This window comes from Escherichia marmotae (assembly GCF_002900365.1).
GTDB classification, from domain to species: Bacteria; Pseudomonadota; Gammaproteobacteria; order Enterobacterales; family Enterobacteriaceae; genus Escherichia; species Escherichia marmotae.
On sequence record NZ_CP025979.1, the window covers coordinates 2,509,375 to 2,529,470 of the forward strand.

Annotated in this window: 21 protein-coding genes, 2 pseudogenes and 1 other annotated feature; of the genes and pseudogenes, 8 read left to right on the plus strand and 15 right to left on the minus strand. The window is 50.8% G+C overall.

Features of this window, described 5'->3' with window-relative positions; translation table 11 throughout:
• Positions 1-78: 78 nt before the first annotated feature.
• The 3 genes and pseudogenes from C1192_RS12905 to satP form a co-directional block, all read left to right on the plus strand.
• A pseudogene (locus C1192_RS12905) lies at positions 79-279 on the plus strand (DUF2541 family protein); the annotation flags it as partial.
• Between the two features lie 29 nt (positions 280-308).
• A pseudogene (locus tag C1192_RS25695) lies at positions 309-422 on the plus strand (hypothetical protein); the annotation flags it as partial.
• Between the two features lie 148 nt (positions 423-570).
• Positions 571-1,137, plus strand: a complete 567-nt coding sequence (gene satP / locus C1192_RS12910) for an acetate uptake transporter (RefSeq protein WP_000528538.1) — start codon at positions 571-573, stop codon at positions 1,135-1,137.
• A gap of 194 nt (positions 1,138-1,331) precedes the next feature.
• Here the strand turns inward: satP and mog are convergent, their stop codons facing one another.
• A complete protein-coding gene (gene mog / locus C1192_RS12915) occupies positions 1,332-1,919 on the minus strand; it encodes a molybdopterin adenylyltransferase (protein ID WP_001517716.1) in 588 nt (195 codons plus the stop codon).
• 114 nt (positions 1,920-2,033) lie between these two features.
• Positions 2,034-2,987, minus strand: a complete 954-nt coding sequence (tal, locus tag C1192_RS12920) for a transaldolase (RefSeq protein WP_000130186.1) — start codon at positions 2,985-2,987, stop codon at positions 2,034-2,036.
• Positions 2,988-3,266: 279 nt separating this feature from the next.
• On the opposite strand from tal, the gene C1192_RS12925 reads away from it, so the two are divergent.
• Complete coding sequence (locus C1192_RS12925) at positions 3,267-4,697, plus strand: alanine/glycine:cation symporter family protein (RefSeq protein ID WP_038354927.1); 1,431 nt, start codon at positions 3,267-3,269, stop codon at positions 4,695-4,697.
• 69 nt (positions 4,698-4,766) lie between these two features.
• Positions 4,767-5,543, plus strand: a complete 777-nt coding sequence (yaaA, locus tag C1192_RS12930) for a peroxide stress protein YaaA (protein WP_038354926.1) — start codon at positions 4,767-4,769, stop codon at positions 5,541-5,543.
• Positions 5,544-5,707: 164 nt separating this feature from the next.
• On the opposite strand, the gene C1192_RS12935 is transcribed toward yaaA, so the two are convergent.
• From C1192_RS12935 to yjjY, 7 genes are all read right to left on the minus strand, one after another.
• On the minus strand, positions 5,708-6,010 hold the full coding sequence (locus tag C1192_RS12935; protein WP_052463029.1) for a DUF2502 domain-containing protein: 303 nt from the start codon (positions 6,008-6,010) through the stop codon (positions 5,708-5,710).
• Between the two features lie 212 nt (positions 6,011-6,222).
• On the minus strand, positions 6,223-7,509 hold the full coding sequence (gene thrC, locus C1192_RS12940; protein WP_000781035.1) for a threonine synthase: 1,287 nt from the start codon (positions 7,507-7,509) through the stop codon (positions 6,223-6,225).
• A complete protein-coding gene (gene thrB, locus C1192_RS12945) occupies positions 7,510-8,442 on the minus strand; it encodes a homoserine kinase (protein WP_016249590.1) in 933 nt (310 codons plus the stop codon).
• A gap of 1 nt (position 8,443) precedes the next feature.
• Positions 8,444-10,906 (minus strand): bifunctional aspartate kinase/homoserine dehydrogenase I, encoded by a 2,463-nt coding sequence (gene thrA / locus C1192_RS12950; RefSeq protein WP_038354985.1) that lies wholly within the window; start codon positions 10,904-10,906, stop codon positions 8,444-8,446.
• Positions 10,907-10,931: 25 nt separating this feature from the next.
• Positions 10,932-11,051: a sequence feature (Thr leader region), on the minus strand.
• Complete coding sequence (gene thrL / locus C1192_RS12955; RefSeq protein ID WP_001386572.1) at positions 10,987-11,052, minus strand: thr operon leader peptide; 66 nt, start codon at positions 11,050-11,052, stop codon at positions 10,987-10,989. Its footprint overlaps the feature before it by 65 nt.
• Before the next feature lie 187 nt (positions 11,053-11,239).
• Positions 11,240-11,953, minus strand: coding sequence for a tRNA/rRNA methyltransferase (locus tag C1192_RS12960; protein WP_052463027.1), 714 nt, complete (start codon positions 11,951-11,953; stop codon positions 11,240-11,242).
• Positions 11,954-12,352: 399 nt separating this feature from the next.
• Positions 12,353-12,493, minus strand: a complete 141-nt coding sequence (gene yjjY / locus C1192_RS12965) for a YjjY family protein (protein ID WP_001303782.1) — start codon at positions 12,491-12,493, stop codon at positions 12,353-12,355.
• A 95-nt stretch (positions 12,494-12,588) separates the two neighbouring features.
• Here yjjY and arcA point away from each other — a divergent pair, with 95 nt between their 5' ends.
• Positions 12,589-13,305, plus strand: a complete 717-nt coding sequence (arcA, locus tag C1192_RS12970; protein WP_001194358.1) for a two-component system response regulator ArcA — start codon at positions 12,589-12,591, stop codon at positions 13,303-13,305.
• A gap of 58 nt (positions 13,306-13,363) precedes the next feature.
• On the opposite strand, the gene creD is transcribed toward arcA, so the two are convergent.
• The 4 genes from creD to creA are packed head-to-tail and all read right to left on the minus strand — an operon-like array spanning position 13,364 to position 17,373.
• Positions 13,364-14,716, minus strand: a complete 1,353-nt coding sequence (gene creD, locus C1192_RS12975) for a cell envelope integrity protein CreD (RefSeq protein ID WP_038354924.1) — start codon at positions 14,714-14,716, stop codon at positions 13,364-13,366.
• A gap of 57 nt (positions 14,717-14,773) precedes the next feature.
• Positions 14,774-16,198: a two-component system sensor histidine kinase CreC gene (gene creC, locus C1192_RS12980; RefSeq protein ID WP_016249588.1), complete on the minus strand. Its 1,425-nt coding sequence runs from the start codon at positions 16,196-16,198 to the stop codon at positions 14,774-14,776.
• Entirely contained in the window at positions 16,198-16,887 is a 690-nt protein-coding gene (gene creB / locus C1192_RS12985; RefSeq protein ID WP_038354923.1) for a two-component system response regulator CreB, read from the minus strand. Before creB ends, creC begins: the two co-directional genes overlap by 1 nt.
• 12 nt (positions 16,888-16,899) lie before the next feature.
• Positions 16,900-17,373 carry a protein CreA gene (gene creA / locus C1192_RS12990; RefSeq protein WP_000875488.1) on the minus strand — a complete coding sequence of 158 codons (474 nt, stop codon included), beginning with the start codon at positions 17,371-17,373 and terminating at the stop codon, positions 16,900-16,902.
• A gap of 211 nt (positions 17,374-17,584) precedes the next feature.
• Between creA and robA the strand changes: the two genes are divergently transcribed.
• Positions 17,585-18,454 (plus strand): MDR efflux pump AcrAB transcriptional activator RobA, encoded by an 870-nt coding sequence (robA, locus tag C1192_RS12995; protein ID WP_000371670.1) that lies wholly within the window; start codon positions 17,585-17,587, stop codon positions 18,452-18,454.
• Here the strand turns inward: robA and gpmB are convergent.
• Positions 18,451-19,098: a 2,3-diphosphoglycerate-dependent phosphoglycerate mutase GpmB gene (gene gpmB / locus C1192_RS13000; RefSeq protein ID WP_016249587.1), complete on the minus strand. Its 648-nt coding sequence runs from the start codon at positions 19,096-19,098 to the stop codon at positions 18,451-18,453. The genes robA and gpmB overlap by 4 nt on opposite strands.
• Positions 19,099-19,149: 51 nt before the next feature.
• Here gpmB and yjjX point away from each other — a divergent pair, with 51 nt between their 5' ends.
• Positions 19,150-19,680 (plus strand): inosine/xanthosine triphosphatase, encoded by a 531-nt coding sequence (gene yjjX / locus C1192_RS13005; protein ID WP_000546619.1) that lies wholly within the window; start codon positions 19,150-19,152, stop codon positions 19,678-19,680.
• A 75-nt stretch (positions 19,681-19,755) separates the two neighbouring features.
• Here yjjX and trpR read toward each other — a convergent pair whose 3' ends face one another.
• Positions 19,756-20,082: a trp operon repressor gene (gene trpR / locus C1192_RS13010; RefSeq protein WP_000068671.1), complete on the minus strand. Its 327-nt coding sequence runs from the start codon at positions 20,080-20,082 to the stop codon at positions 19,756-19,758.
• Positions 20,083-20,096: the final 14 nt, after the last annotated feature.

Consider the following 20,096-nt stretch of genomic DNA (forward strand, 5'->3'; position numbering starts at 1 on the left):
CGTTCATGCGTCATGTTTTCTCTGCCAACAAACCAGTCGCTATTTGTCCTCCTGGTGCTCCCCACAAGGAGAATCCTTATGAAATCTGTTTTTACGATTTCTGTCAGCCTGGCTATTGGCCTTATGTTGTGCTGTGCCGCGCAGGCTAACGACCATAAAATCCTCGACGTCATTGCCATGACGCGTAATGAAACTAACGATCCCGCACTGCAATGCCCCGTTTGCCGCGTTGTAAAACACATACAACTCACCGCCGATCATGGCGATTTACAGTTAAGCGACTTTTAAAGCGAGTCAGGGAGGCCTGTGGCGCAGCATTAAATGGGGTTAAAGCCGTCAGCGGTAGCGTCCTTCGCGTCACGATCCCGGCACTACTACAAATCGCCTTCCTGCGGCGAATAGTTAACACCACTCAAGTGTGATACCTGATACCGGGGAAAATTTTCATTTTCCCATCAAAAGATCATAGACACTGCCCCACTGGCTGATTATTATGCCGCGCCCCGAAAACACTACAGTTATTCAGGGAAATTATTTCACCATTCATTCGATGATGATTTTTGAGGAATTATGGGCAACACTAAGTTGGCTAACCCGGCACCGCTGGGCCTGATGGGCTTCGGCATGACCACCATTCTGCTTAACCTGCACAACGTGGGTTATTTCGCTCTGGACGGTATTATTCTCGCCATGGGCATCTTCTACGGCGGTATCGCGCAAATTTTTGCCGGTCTGCTGGAGTATAAAAAAGGCAACACTTTCGGCTTAACTGCCTTCACTTCTTACGGCTCTTTTTGGCTGACGCTGGTTGCGATTCTGCTGATGCCGAAACTGGGTCTGACCGACGCGCCGAATGCGCAGTTCCTCGGTGTTTATCTGGGGCTGTGGGGCGTGTTTACGCTGTTTATGTTCTTCGGCACGCTGAAAGGTGCACGCGTTCTGCAATTCGTTTTCTTCAGCCTGACCGTGCTGTTTGCCCTACTGGCTATTGGTAACATTGCCGGTAACGCTGCGATCATCCACTTCGCAGGCTGGATAGGTCTGATCTGCGGTGCCAGCGCGATCTACCTGGCAATGGGTGAAGTGCTGAACGAGCAGTTTGGTCGCACCGTTCTGCCAATTGGTGAATCCCACTAATTGCTTGATATCCCCCGCACGGGGGATATCAGCGTGCGCTTTATTCATGCCGGATGCGGCGTGAACGCCTTATCCGGCCTACATAATCATGCAAATTCAATATATTGCAGGAAGATCGTAAGCCTGATAAGCGTAGCGCATCAGGCAGTTTTGCGTTTGTCATCAGTCTGATCCCCCCGCCTGGGGGGATTTTTTTATTCGCTAACTTCACGTCTTGCACTCTTCGGTCTGAATGCCGCTACCACTTCAGGTGCCGTTTCAACGTATGGTCCTTCCAGCAACTGAATGCAGTACGGCACACTGGCAAAAATACCGTGCACCACGACATTGCCCTCGCCATCCTTCACGCCTTCCAGCGTCTCTTTGATGGACTTCGGCTGACCGGGCAAATTAAGAATCAATGCCTGTTTACGAATCACGCCCACCTGCCGCGAAAGGATCGCGGTTGGTACAAAATGCAGGCTAATCTGGCGCATCTGTTCGCCAAAACCCGGCATCTCGCGATCGGCTACTGCCAACGTTGCATCGGGTGTCACGTCACGGCGCGCGGGGCCAGTACCGCCGGTTGTCAGCACCAGATGGCAACTCATTTCGTCCACCAGCTCACACAAGGTTTGCTCAATGATCGCCTGCTCATCAGGGATTAAACGGGTTTCCAGCTCAAATGGCGTCGTCAGCGCCGATGCCAGCCACTCTTCCAGTGCAGGAATGCCTTTATCCTGATAAACGCCGCTGGACGCGCGATCAGAAATGGAAACTAAGCCGATACGTAAAGTATTCATCAAGATTTTTCCGTTTAAACAGTCTCGTTAAACAGAATGATACACTGCGAAGGGAGTGACAGACAGGCTTCAGAAGAGGTAGCGTGACCGACTTCCCGGCCACGCTAAGAATGATTACAGCAGAGCGCCGATCATTTTTTCCAGTTTTTCCTGGTCAACAGCAAACTTACGGATACCTTCCGCCAGTTTATCTACAGCCATTGGATCCTGGTTGTGCTGCCACAGGAACTCGGACTCAGTGATACGTGCCGGACGCGCTTTCACTTCGCCAGTGTAGGACAGTTTACGTTCAATAGCCCCTTCGCTCTCTGCCAGTTCTTTCAGCAGTGCCGGAGCAATGGTCAGGCGGTCGCAACCTGCCAGTTCCAGAATTTCACCGATGTTACGGAAGCTTGCGCCCATAACCACGGTTTCATAACCATGCTCTTTGTAGTACTGGTAGATTTCCGATACAGAAACCACGCCAGGATCTTCTGCCGGAGCGTACTCTTTCTTGTCGGTATTGGCTTTGTACCAGTCAAGAATACGGCCAACAAACGGAGAGATCAGGAATACGCCAGCTTCTGCACAAGCACGCGCCTGGGCGAAGGAAAACAGCAGAGTCAGGTTACAGTTGATACCTTCTTTTTCTAGCTGTTCAGCAGCACGGATACCCTGCCAGGTAGACGCCAGTTTGATCAGAATACGATCGTTGCTGATACCCGCATCGTTGTAGAGCTTGATCAGACGTTTTGCTTTTGCAATTGACGCTTCGGTGTCATAGGAAAGACGTGCATCAACTTCAGTTGAGATACGGCCAGGAACCAGTTTCAGGATTTCCAGACCAATGTTTACTGCCAGTTTGTCAGTCGCGTCCACGATTTGCTGTGCGCGATCGTTGCTCTGCTGTTTCGCCCATGCGACAGCATCATCAATCAACTTGCGGTATTCCGGAATCTGCGCTGCGTTAAGAATGAGAGAAGGGTTGGTTGTGGCATCCTGCGGTTGATACAGCTTCATTGCCGCGATGTCCCCAGTGTCGGCCACTACAGTGGTGTACTGACGAAGGGAGGTCAATTTGTCCGTCATGATAGTATTTCTCTTTAAACAGCTTGTTAGGGGGATGTAACCGGTCTGCCCTGATGATATCACGACGCAACGACAGCGCAACCGCAGACGAGAGGGTTATCGCCAGGCGAGACTGTTTAGGTTTTCTGACACTGCGTTGATATCGCTCGCCATTTTTAAGCAAAAACTCAAGTATGCTACACAAGCGTTATCTACCAATGCACATCGTATATAATTCTTAATCAATTGGTAACGTTTACACAGGAATGTAACCGCGTGCCGGCGACAAGAGGGATACGAATGCCTGACTTTTTCTCTTTTATTAACAGTGTTCTATGGGGATCAGTGATGATCTACCTGCTCTTCGGCGCAGGTTGCTGGTTCACTTTTCGCACCAGATTCGTTCAGTTTCGCTACATTCGCCAGTTTGGCAAAAGTCTCAAAAATAGCGTTCATCCACAACCGGGGGGCTTAACGTCTTTTCAGTCACTGTGTACCAGTCTTGCCGCGCGCGTCGGCAGCGGTAACCTCGCCGGTGTTGCGCTGGCCATTACTGCCGGTGGACCCGGTGCCATCTTCTGGATGTGGATTGCCGCGTTTATCGGCATGGCGACCTCTTTTGCCGAATGTTCCCTTGCCCAACTTTATAAAGAACGTGACGCTAATGGGCAGTTTCGCGGTGGTCCGGCATGGTATATGGCGCGTGGATTGGGGATGCGCTGGATGGGCGTGCTATTCGCTATCTTTTTGCTCATCGCCTACGGATTGATTTTCAGCGGTGTTCAGGCAAACGCCGTCGCCCACGCGATGCATTTTGCGTTTGATGTTCCACCATTAGTAACGGGCATCATACTCGCTGTCTTTGCCCTGTTGGCGATAACCCACGGTATTTATGGTGTCGCCCGACTGATGCAATGGTTTGTCCCTGTAATGGCATTAATTTGGGTACTCGCCAGTCTGATTATTTGTGCGATGAATATCGAGCAACTTCCTCACATCATTTGGTCTATTTTTGACAGCGCCTTTGGCTGGCAGGAAGCGGTAGGCGGCACCGCGGGTTACACCCTGAGCCAGGCAGTTACGAACGGCTTTCAGCGCAGTATGTTTTCTAATGAGGCGGGAATGGGGTCGACACCAAATGCAGCGGCGGCAGCAGCATCCTGGCCGCCGCATCCGGCAGCACAAGGTATTGTTCAGATGATCGGCATTTTTATCGACACCCTGGTCATCTGCACGGCAAGCGCCATGCTAATATTGCTGGCCGGAAACGGTACAACCTATATGCCGCTGGAGGGTATTCAGCTTCTCCAGAAAGCGATGCGAGCACTAATGGGTTCCTGGGGGGCAGAGTTTGTCACAATAGTGGTGATTCTGTTTGCCTTCAGCTCTATCGTCGCCAATTACATTTATGCGGAAAATAACCTTTTCTTTTTACGTATGAACAACACTAAAGCGATCTGGTGTCTGCGTATCTGCATCTTTGCCACCGTGATTGGTGGCACGCTACTTAGCCTCCCCATGATGTGGCAACTGGCTGATATTATTATGGCGTGTATGGCGATCACTAATCTGACCGCTATTTTGCTGCTCTCTCCGGTAGTGCATACCATTGCCAGTGATTATCTGCGCCAGCGTAAACTCGGCATACGCCCGATGTTTGATCCGCTGCGCTACCCGGACATCGGCCAGCAACTCGCACCTGATACGTGGGATGATGTTTCGCAGGACTAATCACAACTATCGATCAATTCATCCGCATTTTTTGCTACAGTCGCTGTAAATTTCCTGCAAGGACTGGATATGCTGATTCTGATTTCACCTGCGAAAACGCTTGATTATCAAAGCCCGTTGGCTACCACGCGCTATACGTTGCCGGAGCTGTTAGATCACTCACAGCAGCTTATTCACGAAGCGCGGAAGCTGCCCCCCCCGCAGATTAGCACGCTGATGCATATCAGCGACAAACTGGCGGGTATCAACGCCGCTCGCTTTCATGACTGGCAGCCAGATTTCACGCCGGAGAATGCCCGGCAGGCGATTCTGGCGTTCAAAGGCGATGTCTATACCGGTTTGCAGGCCGAAACCTTCAGCGAAGAAGATTTCGCTTTTGCCCAGCAGCATCTGCGTATGCTTTCCGGTTTGTATGGCGTACTGCGTCCACTCGATTTAATGCAGCCATACCGTCTGGAAATGGGGATCCGTCTTGAGAACGCCCGGGGCAAAGATCTGTACCAATTCTGGGGTGATGTGATCACCAACAAGCTGAACGAGGCGCTCGAAGCGCAAGGCGATCAGGTAGTAATTAACCTGGCGTCAGATGAGTATTTTAAATCAGTGAAACCGAAGAAACTGAATGCTGAGATTATCAAGCCGGTGTTCCTCGATGAGAAGAACGGCAAGTTTAAGGTTATTAGTTTCTACGCTAAGAAAGCGCGCGGCCTGATGAGTCGTTTTATTATTGAGAATCGCCTGACCAAACCAGAACAACTGACTGGCTTTAATCGTGAAGGTTACTTCTTTGATGAAGCCACCTCCAGCAATAGCGAACTGGTGTTTAAACGCTACGAGCTGCGTTAAGTTTGCGGTAAATGCCGGATACGGCGTAAACGCCTTACCCGGCCTACAAAAGCATGCAGATTCAATATATTGTAGAGATCACGTAGGCCTGATAAGTGTAGCGCATCAGGCAATTTTGCGTTTGCCATCAGGCTCAAATGCCGGAGGTCATCCGGCAGTTATGTTTACCGATGGTGTCTGTCCGGACCTGGACGATGCTCGCCGCCGTGATCGTTTCGATGATCATTATACCAATTATGGTGCGGCTGCGATCCGTGTGGGTGCCAGCGATTATCTCGCCATTCGTAATTTCTATACCACCAGTTATGGTCACGCCAGTAACCGCCATCCCAGTAGTAACCGCGATGATCGCGATCGCCAATCTGTAATTTCACTGATGGTACTAGCATTATTTCCTCTGCCTGCGCTGCCATAGGAGCGACCAGAATCAGGGAAAGTGCGAGCAGGATAGATTGCATCTTTTTCACAGGTGACTCCTTTTATCATTGCCAGTTATGGGCCGATATCCGGAGCTTACGGTAAAAGAATCCCCGTTGTCATTCTTTACAATTAAAAGAGCTAAGTTACCGAATTTATTAAAAATTTCTCTTTTTTTCTGTCGATTTTTCTCATATTTTCTCCACAAAAAAGCCGAACTGCATAAACGCAAGCCCGGCCATTTTCAGGAAATTAATGGATACTACTTATGATTCATCATCAGCTTGCGCAGCGCGGCAAAATCAGCGGGCAGATTATGAGAAAGCAGCGGTAAATCAGCACGTTCTGCCAGCTCTTTTGGCAGCTCCAGCGTTTCACCAAGAATTACCTCCACGCTCTCTTTAAATTTCGCCGGATGCGCGGTGCCGAGGAACAGACCATATTCGCCTGGGTGAAGCTGGTCACGCAGCGCACGGTAAGCCACGGCAGCATGCGGTTCTGAGGTATATCCCAGATCTTTTAATTCGCGCATCGTCTGCCGGGTCGATTCATCATCCACCGCCGCATAGCCCAACTCCTTCAATTGCCAAATTTTGCGGCGGAACAACTCTTCCACACGCGGCCAGTTATTCGGCTGGCTAACATCCATCGCATTGGATAATGTCGCCTGGGTGGCTTTTGGCGACCACTGCCCGTCGTGCAGGAAACGCGGCACTGTATCGTTAACGTTAGTGGCAGCGATAAAACGCTTCACCGGCAGACCGAGAGATTTTGCCAGCAGGCCTGCAGTTAAATCACCGAAGTTACCGCTTGGCACCGAGACAACCAACTGGTTCCGCGCCTCCTGCGGCAACTGCGCCACAGCCTCAAAGTAGTAGCAAATCTGCGCCAGCAACCGGCTGATATTAATGGAGTTAGCTGAGTTCAGCCCAAGCGCCACTTTCAGCTCTTCATCATCAAACGCCTGCTTCACCAGTGCCTGACAGGCATCGAAATCGCCGTCGATAGCGACAGTTTCAATGTTGCCACCTAATGTACAGAACAGTTTTTCTTGCAGTGGGCTGATTTTGCCGCGCGGATAGAGGATAACCACTTTTACATTCGGTAAACCATAGAACGCGTGAGCCACTGCCGCCCCGGTATCGCCGGAGGTCGCGGTCAGAATAGTCACCGGTTTATCGCCCGCAATATGAGTCAGCATTTGCGCCATAAAGCGACCGCCGAAATCTTTAAATGCCAGCGTTGGCCCGTGGAACAGTTCCAGGCAACCGACATCGCTTGTAACTTTGGCAACCGGAGCCGGGAATGCAAACGCTGCACGCACGCGCTCTTCCAGTGCGTCCTGCGGGATCTCATCACCAATAAACGCTGAGAGGATCTTCGCGCTGCGGGTAACGAAATCCAGCTTCAGCATCTCATCAATTTCGGTCAGACTAAATTCCGGTAGATCGTGCGGAAAAAATAGCCCCTGATTTTTACCCAACCCCTGCGTTACGGCTTGCGCAAAGCTGACCTGTTCGTTGTGATCTTTCAGATTGTAGAGTTTCATTTAGTTTTCCAGTACTCGTGCGCCCGCCGTATCCAGCCGGCAAATATGAACAAAACCTTCCTGATTTTGCAGGTAGTTCTTACCCAACCAGTCAGCAACGCGTTGGGCGGTATCCGGCTTGTCACACAGAGCGAACAAGGTCGGGCCAGAGCCGGAGATACCGCTCGCTACTGCGCCGATTTCCGCTACCGCCTGCCGTGCCTGCCTGAAGCCCGGCAGTAAACGTTCACGGTAGGGTTCAGCGATAACATCTTTCATCAGCTTCGCGGCAAGCTCAGGCTGACGGGAATAGCAGGCGTGAATGAAGCCCGCCAGATGCCGCCCGTGAGCAATGCAATCCTGACGGCGGTACTGCGCCGGTAAAATAGCCCGAGCTTCTGCCGTCGAGACTTTAATCCCCGGATACGCCAGCACCCACAACCACTCATCAAACCCCGGCACCTGCTGGCTGATGATGCCGTTTTCTTCGATCATCAACTGCATACCGCCAAGAAAGCACGGAGCCACATTGTCGTAATGAATGCTGCCAGAAATACGCCCTTCCAGCTCGCCCATCAAGGCCAACAGGCGGGTATCGTTGAGCGGCTTGCCACAGTGCTCATTCATCGCGACCAGTGCCGCGACCACTGAACAGGCGCTGGAACCTAAGCCAGAACCGATCGGCATATTCTTTTCCAGGGTCATCGCCACTGGAATTTGCTTGCCCAGTTCCTGACAAAAACGCTCCCAGCACTGATAAACGATATTTTCTCGCGGTTCTGACGGTAGTTTGTCGGCAAACTGTCCGAGGTTGTTGAGACTGAATGCCTCTGCCGCCTCAACCGTCACCACATCCCCAAGCAATTCGCCATCAACAGGCGTTACCGCCGCGCCGAGTACATCAAACCCGACGCTCATATTGGCACTGGAAGCCGGAGCATAAACTTTAACCATTTCAGACTCCTAACTTCCATGAGAGGGTGCGTAGCAGATCGGCAAAGACACCGGCAGCCGTAACATCATTGCCCGCGCCGTAACCGCGCAAAACCAGCGGCAGCGGCTGATAATAGTGGCTATAGAAGGCTAATGCGTTTTCGCCGTTTTTCACTTTGAACAGCGGATCGTTACCATCCACTTCAGCAATCTTCACGCGGCAGACACCATCTTCATCAATGTTGCCAACATAGCGCAAAACTTTGCCTTCATCACGAGCCTTCGCCACGCGTGCGGCAAAGAGATCGTCAAGCTGTGACAGGTTCGCCATAAAAGCCGCAACATCACCCTCAGCGTTAAACCCGGCTGGCAGCACAGGTTCGATTTCAATATCCGCCAGTTCCAGTTCACGCCCGGTTTCACGGGCGAGAATCAACAGCTTACGCGCCACATCCATACCGGACAGGTCATCTCGCGGATCCGGTTCGGTATAACCCATTTCCCGCGCCAGCGTGGTCGCTTCAGAGAAGCTCATACCTTCATCTAACTTGCCGAAGATAAACGAGAGCGAGCCAGAAAGAATGCCGGAGAATTTCATCAATTCATCGCCAGCGCTGAGCAAGTTTTGCAGGTTCTCAATAACCGGCAATCCCGCACCGACATTGGTGTCGTAGAGGAATTTACGCCGTGATTTTTCCGCCGCGTAACGCAACTGATGGTAGTAATCCATCGACGAGGTGTTGGCCTTTTTATTCGGCGTCACCACGTGGAAACCTTCACGCAGGAAGTCGGCATATTGATCCGCCACCGCCTGGCTGGAGGTGCAGTCGACAATCACCGGGTTCAACAGATGATATTCTTTCACCAGGCGAATTAAACGCCCGAGATTAAACGGCTCTTTGGCTTGCGCCAGTTCTTCCTGCCAGTTTTCCAGGTTAAGGCCATGCACATTGGTCAGCAACGCCTTCGAGTTGGCAACGCCGCAGACACGTAAGTCGATATGTTTGTTCTTCAGCCAGCTTTGCTGACGCTTCAGTTGCTCCAGCAGCGCACCGCCAACGCCACCGACGCCAATCACAAAGACTTCGATAACCTGATCGGTATTGAACAGCATCTGGTGGGTTACACGCCCCCCCGTCGTCGCGTCATCGTTATTTACCACCACGGAGATTGAGCGTTCAGAAGACCCTTGGGCAATGGCGACAATATTGATATTGGCGCGAGCCAGCGCGGCAAAGAATTTCGCTGAGATCCCGCGCAAAGTGCGCATACCATCACCCACCACCGAAATTATTGCCAGTCGTTCAGTGACCGCCAGCGGCTCCAGTAAACCTTCTTTTAGTTCAAGGTAGAACTCTTCCTGCATCGCCCGTTCAGCGCGTGCACAGTCGCTTTGTGGAACGCAGAAACTGATACTGTATTCGGAAGACGATTGGGTAATCAGCACCACCGAAATTCTGGCACGTGACATTGCAGCAAACACACGCGCCGCCATGCCAACCATCCCCTTCATTCCTGGACCGGAAACGCTGAACATCGCCATATTATTCAGATTGGAAATCCCTTTTACCGGTAGTTCGTCTTCGTCACGGCTGGCGCCAATAAGCGTACCGGGCGCTTGTGGGTTTCCGGTGTTTTTAATCAGGCAAGGGATCTGGAACTGGGCGATAGGGGTAATGGTGCGAGGATGAAGAACTTTAGCGCCGAAGTAAGAAAGCTCCATCGCTTCCTGATAGGACATCGACTTCAACAACCTCGCATCGGGCACCTGACGCGGGTCGCAGGTATAAACACCGTCAACGTCCGTCCAGATCTCGCAGCAATCGGCGCGTAAACAAGCAGCCAGTACCGCAGCGGAGTAGTCGGAACCATTGCGCCCCAGCACCACCAGTTCGCCTTTTTCATTACCGGCGGTGAAACCAGCCATCAGCACCATGTGGTCAGCCGGAATGCGGCTTGCAGCAATACGGCGGGTAGATTCGGCAATATCGACGGTAGATTCGAGGTAATGACCGACTGCCAGCAGTTTTTCGACCGGATCGATAACGGTAACGTTGTGACCGCGCGCTTCCAGTACACCGGCCATAATAGCGATCGACATTTTTTCACCACGGCAGATAAGCGCAGCGTTGATGCTGTCCGGACATTGTCCCAGCAGGCTAATACCGTGCAGGACATGCTTAATTTGGGCAAATTCTTGATCGACAAACGTTTTCAGTTGCGCCAGCGGGAATCCCGGCTGGGCGGCGGCGAGTCCAGTCAGAAGTTCGGCAAAAATACGTTCGGCATCGCTGATATTGGGTAAAGCATCCTGGCCGCTAATGGTTTTTTCAATCATCGCCACCAGATGGTTGGTAATTTTGGCGGGGGCAGAGAGGACGGTAGCCACCTGCCCCTGCCTGGCATTGCTCTCCAGAATATCGGCAACCCGCAGAAAACGTTCTGCATTTGCCACTGATGTACCGCCGAACTTCAACACTCGCATGGTTGTTACCTCGTTACCTTTGGTCGAAAAAAAAGCCCGCACTGTCAGGTGCGGGCTTTTTTCTGTGTTTCCTGTACGCGTCAGCCCGCACCGTTACCTGTGGTAATGGTGATGGTGGTGGTAATGGTGGTGCTGATGCGTTTCATGGATGTTGTGTACTCTGTAATTTTTATCTGTCTGTGCGCTATGCCTATATTGGTTAAAGTATTTAGTGACCTAAGTCAATAAAATTTTAATTTACTCACGGAAGGCTACCCGTCCATAAGCTGCTGGCAAGTGCTCTTTTTTTAATCCACACTGAGACATATTTCCCGTTGCAGTCAGAATTAAAACCTAAAGATAACATTCCCTACAGTTTTTTATTTGGTGATATTTTTTTTCAATATCATGCAGCAAACGGTGCAACATTGCGGTGTCTCGTTGCTCTAAAAGTCCCAGGCGTTGTTGTAACCAGTCGATCAGTTTTGTGTCATCTGCCACCGCTAACGTCGTTAACAATGACATGACTCGTTCGCGTAAAGCACGCAGTTGATGTTGGTCTGCCGTTGCGTCACTTTTCGTCGGTTGTTGTATTAATGTTGCTAATTGATAGCAATAAACCATCACCGCCTGCCCCAGATTAAGCGAAGGGTAATCTGCCACCATCGGCACGCCAGTAAGAATATCAGCCAGCGCCAGTTCTTCGTTTGTCAGACCGGAATCTTCCCGGCCAAATACCAACGCCACATGATTCATCCACGTCGATTTTTCCTCCAACAACGGCACCAGTTCCACCGGCGTCGCATAGTAATGATATTTCGCCCGGCTACGCGCAGTGGTGGCGACAGTAAAGTCGACATCGTGTAAAGATTCAGCCAGTGTTGGAAAAACTTTAATATTATCAATAATATCACCGGAGCCATGTGCAACCCAGCGGGTGGCTGGCTCCAGATGGGCCTGGCTATCGACAATGCGCAGTTCGCTAAATCCCATTGTTTTCATTGCCCGCGCCGCTGCACCTATATTTTCTGCTCTGGCGGGTGCGACCAGAATAATCGTTATACGCATGTTGCTACTCTTCTTGACCAAATAACCGCGAACAGGGTGATGAATGTCAACTTACTGCGCGGAGAGAATTTACAAAATATTAACGCAAGTCGCAGAAAAAGCCCTTTACTTAACTTAAAAAAAGCTAAACTATTTCCTGACTGTACTAACCATTTAATTGTTAAAAAACGCTACATATCTTTCTGTTTACTTAGGATAATTTTATAAAAAATAAATCTCGACAATTGGATTCACCACGTTTATTAGTTGTATGATGCAACTAGTTGGATTATTAAAATAATGTGACGAAAGCTAGCATTTGGATACGATGATTTCATCAAACTGTTAACGTGCTACAATTGAACTTGATATATGTCAACGAAGCGTAGTTTTATTGGGTGTCCGGCACGTCTTAGCCTGTTATGTCGCTGTTAAAATGGTTAGGATGACAGCCGTTTTTGACACTGTCGGGTCCTGAGGGAAAGTACCCACGACCAAGCTAATGATGTTGTTGACGTTGATGGAAAGTGCATCAAGAACGCAATTACGTACTTTAGTCATGTTACGCCGATCATGTTAATTTGCAGCATGTATCAGGCAGGTCAGGGACTTTTGTACTTCCTGTTTCGATTTAGTTGGCAATTTAGGTAGCAAACATGCAGACCCCGCACATTCTTATCGTTGAAGACGAGTTGGTAACACGCAACACGTTGAAAAGTATTTTCGAAGCGGAAGGCTATGATGTTTTCGAAGCGACAGATGGCGCGGAAATGCATCAGATCCTCTCTGAATATGACATCAACCTGGTGATCATGGATATCAATCTGCCGGGTAAGAACGGTCTTCTGTTAGCGCGTGAACTGCGCGAGCAGGCGAATGTTGCGTTGATGTTCCTGACTGGCCGTGACAACGAAGTCGATAAAATTCTCGGCCTCGAAATCGGTGCAGATGACTACATCACCAAACCGTTTAACCCGCGTGAACTGACTATCCGTGCACGCAACCTGCTGTCTCGTACCATGAATCTGGGTACTGTCAGCGAAGAACGCCGTAGCGTTGAAAGCTACAAGTTCAATGGTTGGGAACTGGACATCAACAGCCGTTCGTTGATCGGCCCTGATGGCGAGCAGTACAAACTGCCGCGCAGCGAGTTCCGCGCCATGCTTCACTTCTGTGAAAACCCTGGCAAAATTCAGTCCCGTGCTGAACTGCTGAAGAAAATGACCGGCCGTGAGCTGAAACCACACGACCGTACTGTAGACGTGACGATCCGTCGTATTCGTAAACATTTCGAATCTACGCCGGATACGCCGGAAATCATCGCCACCATTCACGGTGAAGGTTATCGCTTCTGCGGTGATCTGGAAGATTAATCGGCTTTACCACCGTCAAAAAAACGGCGCTTTTTAGCGCCGTTTTTATTAGCCAACATTATTTCCAGATACGTAACTCATCGTCCGTTGTGACTTCTTTACTGATTTTCATTTTCGGCATTGAAAACGCATACCAGTCGATATTGCGAGTCACAAACATCATACCTGCCAGCGCCACCACCAACACACTCGTCCCCAACAACAGCGCGCTATCGGCAGAATTCAGCAGTCCCCACATCACGCCATCCAGCAACAACAAAGCCAGGGTAAACAACATGCTGTTGCGCCAACCTTTTAATACCGCCTGCAAGTAAACACCGTTCATTAACGCCCCTATCAGGCTGGCGATTATCCAGGCCACGGTAAAACCGGTATGTTCAGAAAACGCCAGCAAGAGTAAATAAAACATCACCAATGACAGCCCCACCAGCAAATATTGCATTGGGTGTAAACGTTGTGCGGTTAGCATTTCAAAAACAAAGAAGGCCATAAAAGTCAGCGCAATGAGCAAAATGGCGTATTTGGTCGCCCGGTCCGTTAATTGATACTGATCGGCTGGCGTAGTGGCTGCGACGCTAAACGCCGGGAAATTGTCCCAACGGGTATTATTGCCTGAAGCAAAACGCTCACCGAGGTTATTGGCAAACCAACTACTTTGCCATTGCGCCTGAAAACCGGTCTCGCTGACCTCCCGTTTTGCGGGCAAAAAATCACCTAAAAAACTGGGGTGCGGCCAGTTACTGGTTAAGGTCAATTCGCTATTACGCCCCGTCGGCACCACGGAAAGGCTCCTTGTTCCGCTTAAATTCAGCGCCATATTCAGCTTCAGGTTCTGCTTCAGCCAGTTCCCTTCGGTTAAAGGAATATGCACGCCCTGCCCGCCTTGCTCTAACCCTGTTCCGGGTTCAATGGTCAGCGTCGTTCCGTTAAGTTCAGGTGCTTTCACCACCCCAATGCCACGCGCATCACCTACACTAATCACAATAAACGGCTTGCCTAAGGTGATATTGGGCGCGTTGAGTTCGCTAAGACGCGAAACGTCAAAATCGGCTTTTAGCGTTAAATCACTGTGCCAGACCTGACCGGTATAAATGCCTATCTTCCGTTCTTCCACGTTCTGATTGCCATCAACCATCAACGACTCAGGTAACCAGAAATGGATAAAACTTCGTTTCCGCTCCACGGTTTTTTCTTCTTCCTGCACCGTATAAAGCTCAGTTACAGGGATAGCGATGAGCGGCCCGACCAACTTTTGCGACCCACTGGTGCTTTGACGAATTGCATCCTCAACATCACTACGGTAATCGGCACGTTCGACAATCACCTGCCGAATCAACATTAATGGAATTAACAGCAGCAACACGGCACCAAACAAAGTGGCCATTTTCCAGAACAGGGGGGATTTCAACATAGTCTTCTCCTTTGCAATGGCTGCAGTGTATGAAGACTATGTGGGAAGAATTTGAAGTTATGTGAAGTGCAGGTGAAGTCGGAGCGAGGCCAGCACGCCGCCTTGCGGCACGTTGCGCAGTGTGACTTCACCATTAAGCAAACGGGCAACTTCGCTGACAAACGCCAGTCCCAACCCACTGCTTTTTTGTCCATTCTCGCGCGGCAAAGAGTAAAAGCGTTCAAAAATACGCGACAGCGCGTAGTCAGGAATGCCGCTACCGGTATCCTGCACGTTAAGCGTAACTTGCTCCTGATCCACCTCAGCACTAAGCGTTATACAGCCATGCTCGGGGGTAAAATCGATGGCGTTATCCAGTAAATTCCCCAGCGCCTGTTCCAGCAACGCCGGTTCAGCAACAACGTTAACCTCGATGGGCATAACATTCAGAGTGATATTTTTTTCTGCCAACTGTACGGTGCGCGCTTCGCTGACGCGGAGAAATAATGCCGCCACATCAACCGCAGAAAGAACGACCTCCTGACGATTTTCCAGTCTTGCCTGGCGTAGTAGCGTTTCAACCAGCGCCTGCATTCTCGCGTTTTGTGTCAAAATATTGTCGGTAAAACGGGCTACCACTTCCGGTGGCGGTCCTTCGCGTAAGATTTCCGCCGCGCCACGAATTGCCGCCAACGGACTTTTCAGCTCATGGGTTAACGCGTAGACATACTGCTCAATATAGTTTTTCCCTTCCAGCTTCACGCGCATACTTTCCAACGCCTGCGCTAACTTACGCAACTCGCTGCTGCCAAGATCAGGGAGCGGAACGGGTTTATTATCGGTGACGGAATCAGCATAACGGGTGAGTCGGGCAATGGAGCGGTTGATCCACCAAACCATTCCGGCACCAATCACCAGTGCAATTCCCAGCAAAATGCCGCTCGCCCATAATATTCGCCGCTCGCTGCGTTTAATCACCGGTGCCATCGCCGCGTTCGGTTTGCCTACGCTCAAAACACCAATAAGCCGCGAGCCGTCCATAATGGGGGCAGCAACATACATCACAGAACTTTCGGGATCGGCGGGATTTTGCAACGTACTGCGCGCGCCATACTGACCGCGCAACGTTAGCCAGACATCATTCCAGCGTGAGTAATCCTGCCCAACGGCTTTATTTGCCGAGTCGAACAAAACTTTGCCCTGTGCATCAGTCATATAAACATGGTATTCGTTGCGCACTTTGTGAATGCCGCCGATATTGGCGCGAAACGGGCGATTTTGTAGTTGGTCAAACGCCTGTGCCAATTGCCCATGCGCAGGATCGCCAGAGAGCAAATCAGGGCGCGCCAGCTCCGCCAGCAACGTTGCGGTGTCGATCAACGTCCCTTCCGTCGCCCTTCGCACGCCCGGTTTAACTTCTTTGACAAAAATAGCCAGCACGAACCAGGCAGCCACTGCTACCAGTAAAAAATAGCCCAGCAACAGTCGCATGCCGATGCGCATTACAGACTCCTCAGGCTGTATCCCATGCCGCGGTGGGTATTAATCGGTGAAAGCTCGGGATTGATGCAGCGCAGCTTGGCACGCAGCGTTTTAATGTGGGTATCGACGGTGCGATCGTAAGTGTCCTGCGCGTCTTCCCAGACACTATCCATCAATTGCTGGCGTGACCAGACGCGGCCTGGCGACTTGAGTAACGTTTTCAGCAATAAAAACTCGTATCGCGTCAGCGTTAATGGCGTGTCAAACCAGCTTATCTGCGCCGCAGGTTCATTCAGTTCAAAATGACCAATACGGATGACGGGAGGCGGCGTAGAAAATTTCTTCACCCGACGCAGCAAGGTGCGCACTCTGGCGCACACTTCGCGAGGTGAAAACGGTTTAGCCACGTAGTCGTCAGCACCAATTTCCAGCCCAAGCAGACGATCGACCTCTTCACTACGGGCCGTCAGGAACAGCACAGACAACGCCGGATGGATCGCCAGCAACTGGCGGCATAATTCAAAACCGCTGATATCAGGCAGACCAACATCGAGAATAATAACGTCGGGAACCCGCTGGCGCGCTTTATCGAGCACCGGCAAGCCCCGCTCAAAAACGTCGACGGCAAAACCTTCCTGCTGCAACATGTAGACCAGCGTGTCGGCTATCCCTTGCTCGTCTTCTACTAACCAGACCGTTTCCCGTTGCATAAATCGCCTCTGTTATTGTCGCCACGGCATGACAGGGACGGCGCTGATGGCATTTTTCGGTGAACCATCGACAACTTTGTCGGAGTAAGCCAGATAGGCGAGCGCATTGCGTTTGGCATCATAGAAGCGCACGACCTGTAACGACTTAAAGACCAGCGATGTACGTTTCTTGAATACCACTTCGCCCTGGGCTTTGCCGTTTTTAATGCGTTCTGACAGTTCAATCGGTCCGACTTGCTGGCAGGAAATAGCCGCGTCGGAAGTATCTTCCGCCAGCCCCAATCCGCCTTTAATACCGCCCGTTTTCGCCCGGCTCACATAGCAGGTGACATTTTTTACATCGGGATCGTCGAAGGCTTCTACGACAATTTTGTGATCCGGGCCGATCATTTTAAATACGGTATCAACCGAACCAATTTCTTCCGCATGTGCCAACGGCCCCAGCATTATCAGGCTTAAAGATAGGATCAAATGCTTGTATTTCATATTGTTACCATTTTTATAAGTTACATTAAGCAATTAGTTCGTCACGGTAAATAACATATTGATTAAGAACAAAATCTCAATACTTTTATTCCCGTAAAGACCTGAAACATACTCTACTAAGAAAAAAACACTGAATGCTAAAACAACAAAAAATGCTATTATCCAATTACCTGATGTCAGGTGCTCGTTGTTGAAAGGATGAGGAAATTTTATGGATCAGGCCGGCATTATTCGCGACCTTTTAATCTGGCTGGAAGGTCATCTGGATCAGCCCCTGTCGCTCGACAATGTAGCGGCGAAAGCAGGTTATTCCAAGTGGCACTTACAGAGAATGTTTAAAGATGTCACTGGCCATGCTATTGGCGCGTATATTCGTGCTCGTCGTTTGTCGAAATCAGCGGTAGCACTACGCCTGACCGCGCGCCCGATTCTGGATATTGCGCTGCAGTACCGCTTCGACTCTCAACAGACATTTACCCGCGCATTTAAAAAGCAATTTGCTCAAACACCTGCGCTGTACCGTCGTTCCCCGGAATGGAGTGCTTTTGGCATTCGCCCACCGCTACGTCTGGGTGAATTCACTATGCCAGAACACAAATTTGTCACCCTGGAAGATACGCCGCTGATTGGTGTTACCCAGAGCTACTCCTGCTCGCTGGAGCAAATCTCTGATTTCCGCCACGAAATGCGCTACCAGTTCTGGCATGATTTTCTCGGCAACTCGCCTTCTATTCCGCCAGTACTTTACGGTCTGAATGAAACGCGCCCAAGCCAGGATAAAGACGACGAACAAGAGGTGTTCTACACCACTGCGTTAGCCCAGGATCAGGCTGACGGCTATGTATTAACCGGGCATCCAGTGATGTTGCAAGGCGGCGAATATGTGATGTTTACCTACGAAGGTCTGGGAACAGGCGTGCAGGAGTTTATCCTGACGGTATACGGAACATGCATGCCAATGCTCAACCTGACACGCCGTAAAGGTCAGGATATTGAGCGATACTACCCGGCAGAAGATGCCAAAGCGGGAGATCGCCCAATTAATCTGCGCTGCGAACTGCTGATTCCAGTGCGTCGTTAACGCTGTAACTCATCTAATGCAGGGGCGTCCAGATGCGAGATGTCCCCTGCAGTTTCAACAACCCAGCCAGACGCCAGCCACAGGCTTTCCTGATAATCCACGCGCGAAATAGAACAGTTACGCAGGCGTAAACGGCGTTCTGCCCACGCCGGTAAGCCCAGAATGGTACTCACCAGACACCCCAGCGCGATACCGTGACTCACCAGCAGCGGTCGACTTCCCTGCGGTAAATCCCGACAAGATTCCAGTGCGGCATTGACGCGATCGCTCAGTTCCTGCATTGACTCGCCTTCAGGAATACGCCCGTCAACGGTGCCATTCACTAACTGGCGACGCCAGTTCTCTTCTTCTTCGGTCAGAGAATCAATATGTCTTTTTTCCAGCACCCCCATATTTAACTCACGCAGGCGGGGATCAAGGATGATGTCACAACCGCAAGCCTGGGCGATGATTTCCGCTGTACGCCGGGTGCGACCTAAATCGCTACTGATAATGTGGGTGATGCCAAGTTCTTTGGCACGGTTCGCCACCTGCATTGCCTGTTGCTCACCTTTTGCGGTTAGCGGGCTGTCAGACTGGCCCTGAATACGCCGCTCGGCGTTCCACTGCGTTTCGCCGTGGCGGACAAGGTATACCTGTAACATGCTTTTTTTCCGTATACTGCTTTAACGTTAATTTTTTGAGTAATCCTGATTATGCACCATGTTGTCTGTGCGACCACTAACCCCGCTAAGATTCAGGCCATTTTGCAGGCATTTCACGAGATCTTCGACGAAGGATCCTGCCATATTGAATCCGTTGTCGTCGAGAGCGGCGTACCGGAACAGCCTTTTGGTAGTGAGGAAACGCGCGCTGGCGCACGAAATCGGGTAGCAAATGCCCGCCGTTTACGTCCAGAGGCTGATTTTTGGGTGGCCATTGAAGCGGGTATAGATGGTGACAGCACCTTCAGTTGGGTGGTAATTGAAAACGCCAGCCAGCGTGGTGAAGCACGTTCGGCAACCTTGCCGTTGCCTGAGGTGATTCTGGAAAAAGTGCGTGAGGGCGAGGCGCTTGGGCCAGTAATGTCGCGCTATACCGGCATTGATGAGATTGGTCGTAAAGAAGGGGCGATCGGCGTGTTTACCGCTGGGAAACTCACCCGCGCCAGTGTCTATCACCAGGCGGTGATCCTGGCGCTAAGTCCGTTTCATAATGCCGTGTATCAGCCATTGCAGGACGGATAAGGCGTTCACGCCGCATCCGGCATTCGGTGCACGATGCCTGATGCGACGCTGATGCGTCTTATCAGGCCTACAAAATCAATCGCTTTTCAGCAACACGCCTTCCAGCCACTGACGTAGCTCGACGGGTGCCGCTTTCAGGCTGTTAGATCCACGCGTAATCGTCGCGATGCCCGCACCGAGTTCATTTTTTAACTCGCGCTGACTCATTTCACCGCGCAATAACTCTTCGACAATACGCACACGAGTCCCTAACGCTTCGCGCTCATCCGGCGTCAGCATCAGGTTTAACAACGGTAAATGGAGATCGTTTTCGTAGGCATTCTTAAGCAGGTCGACAAAACGTAACCACTCCTGGTGACGCTGTTCTGCCATCGCTGCTGAATAGGGTGATTGTTGGGCCATAGTGTGTCGCCATT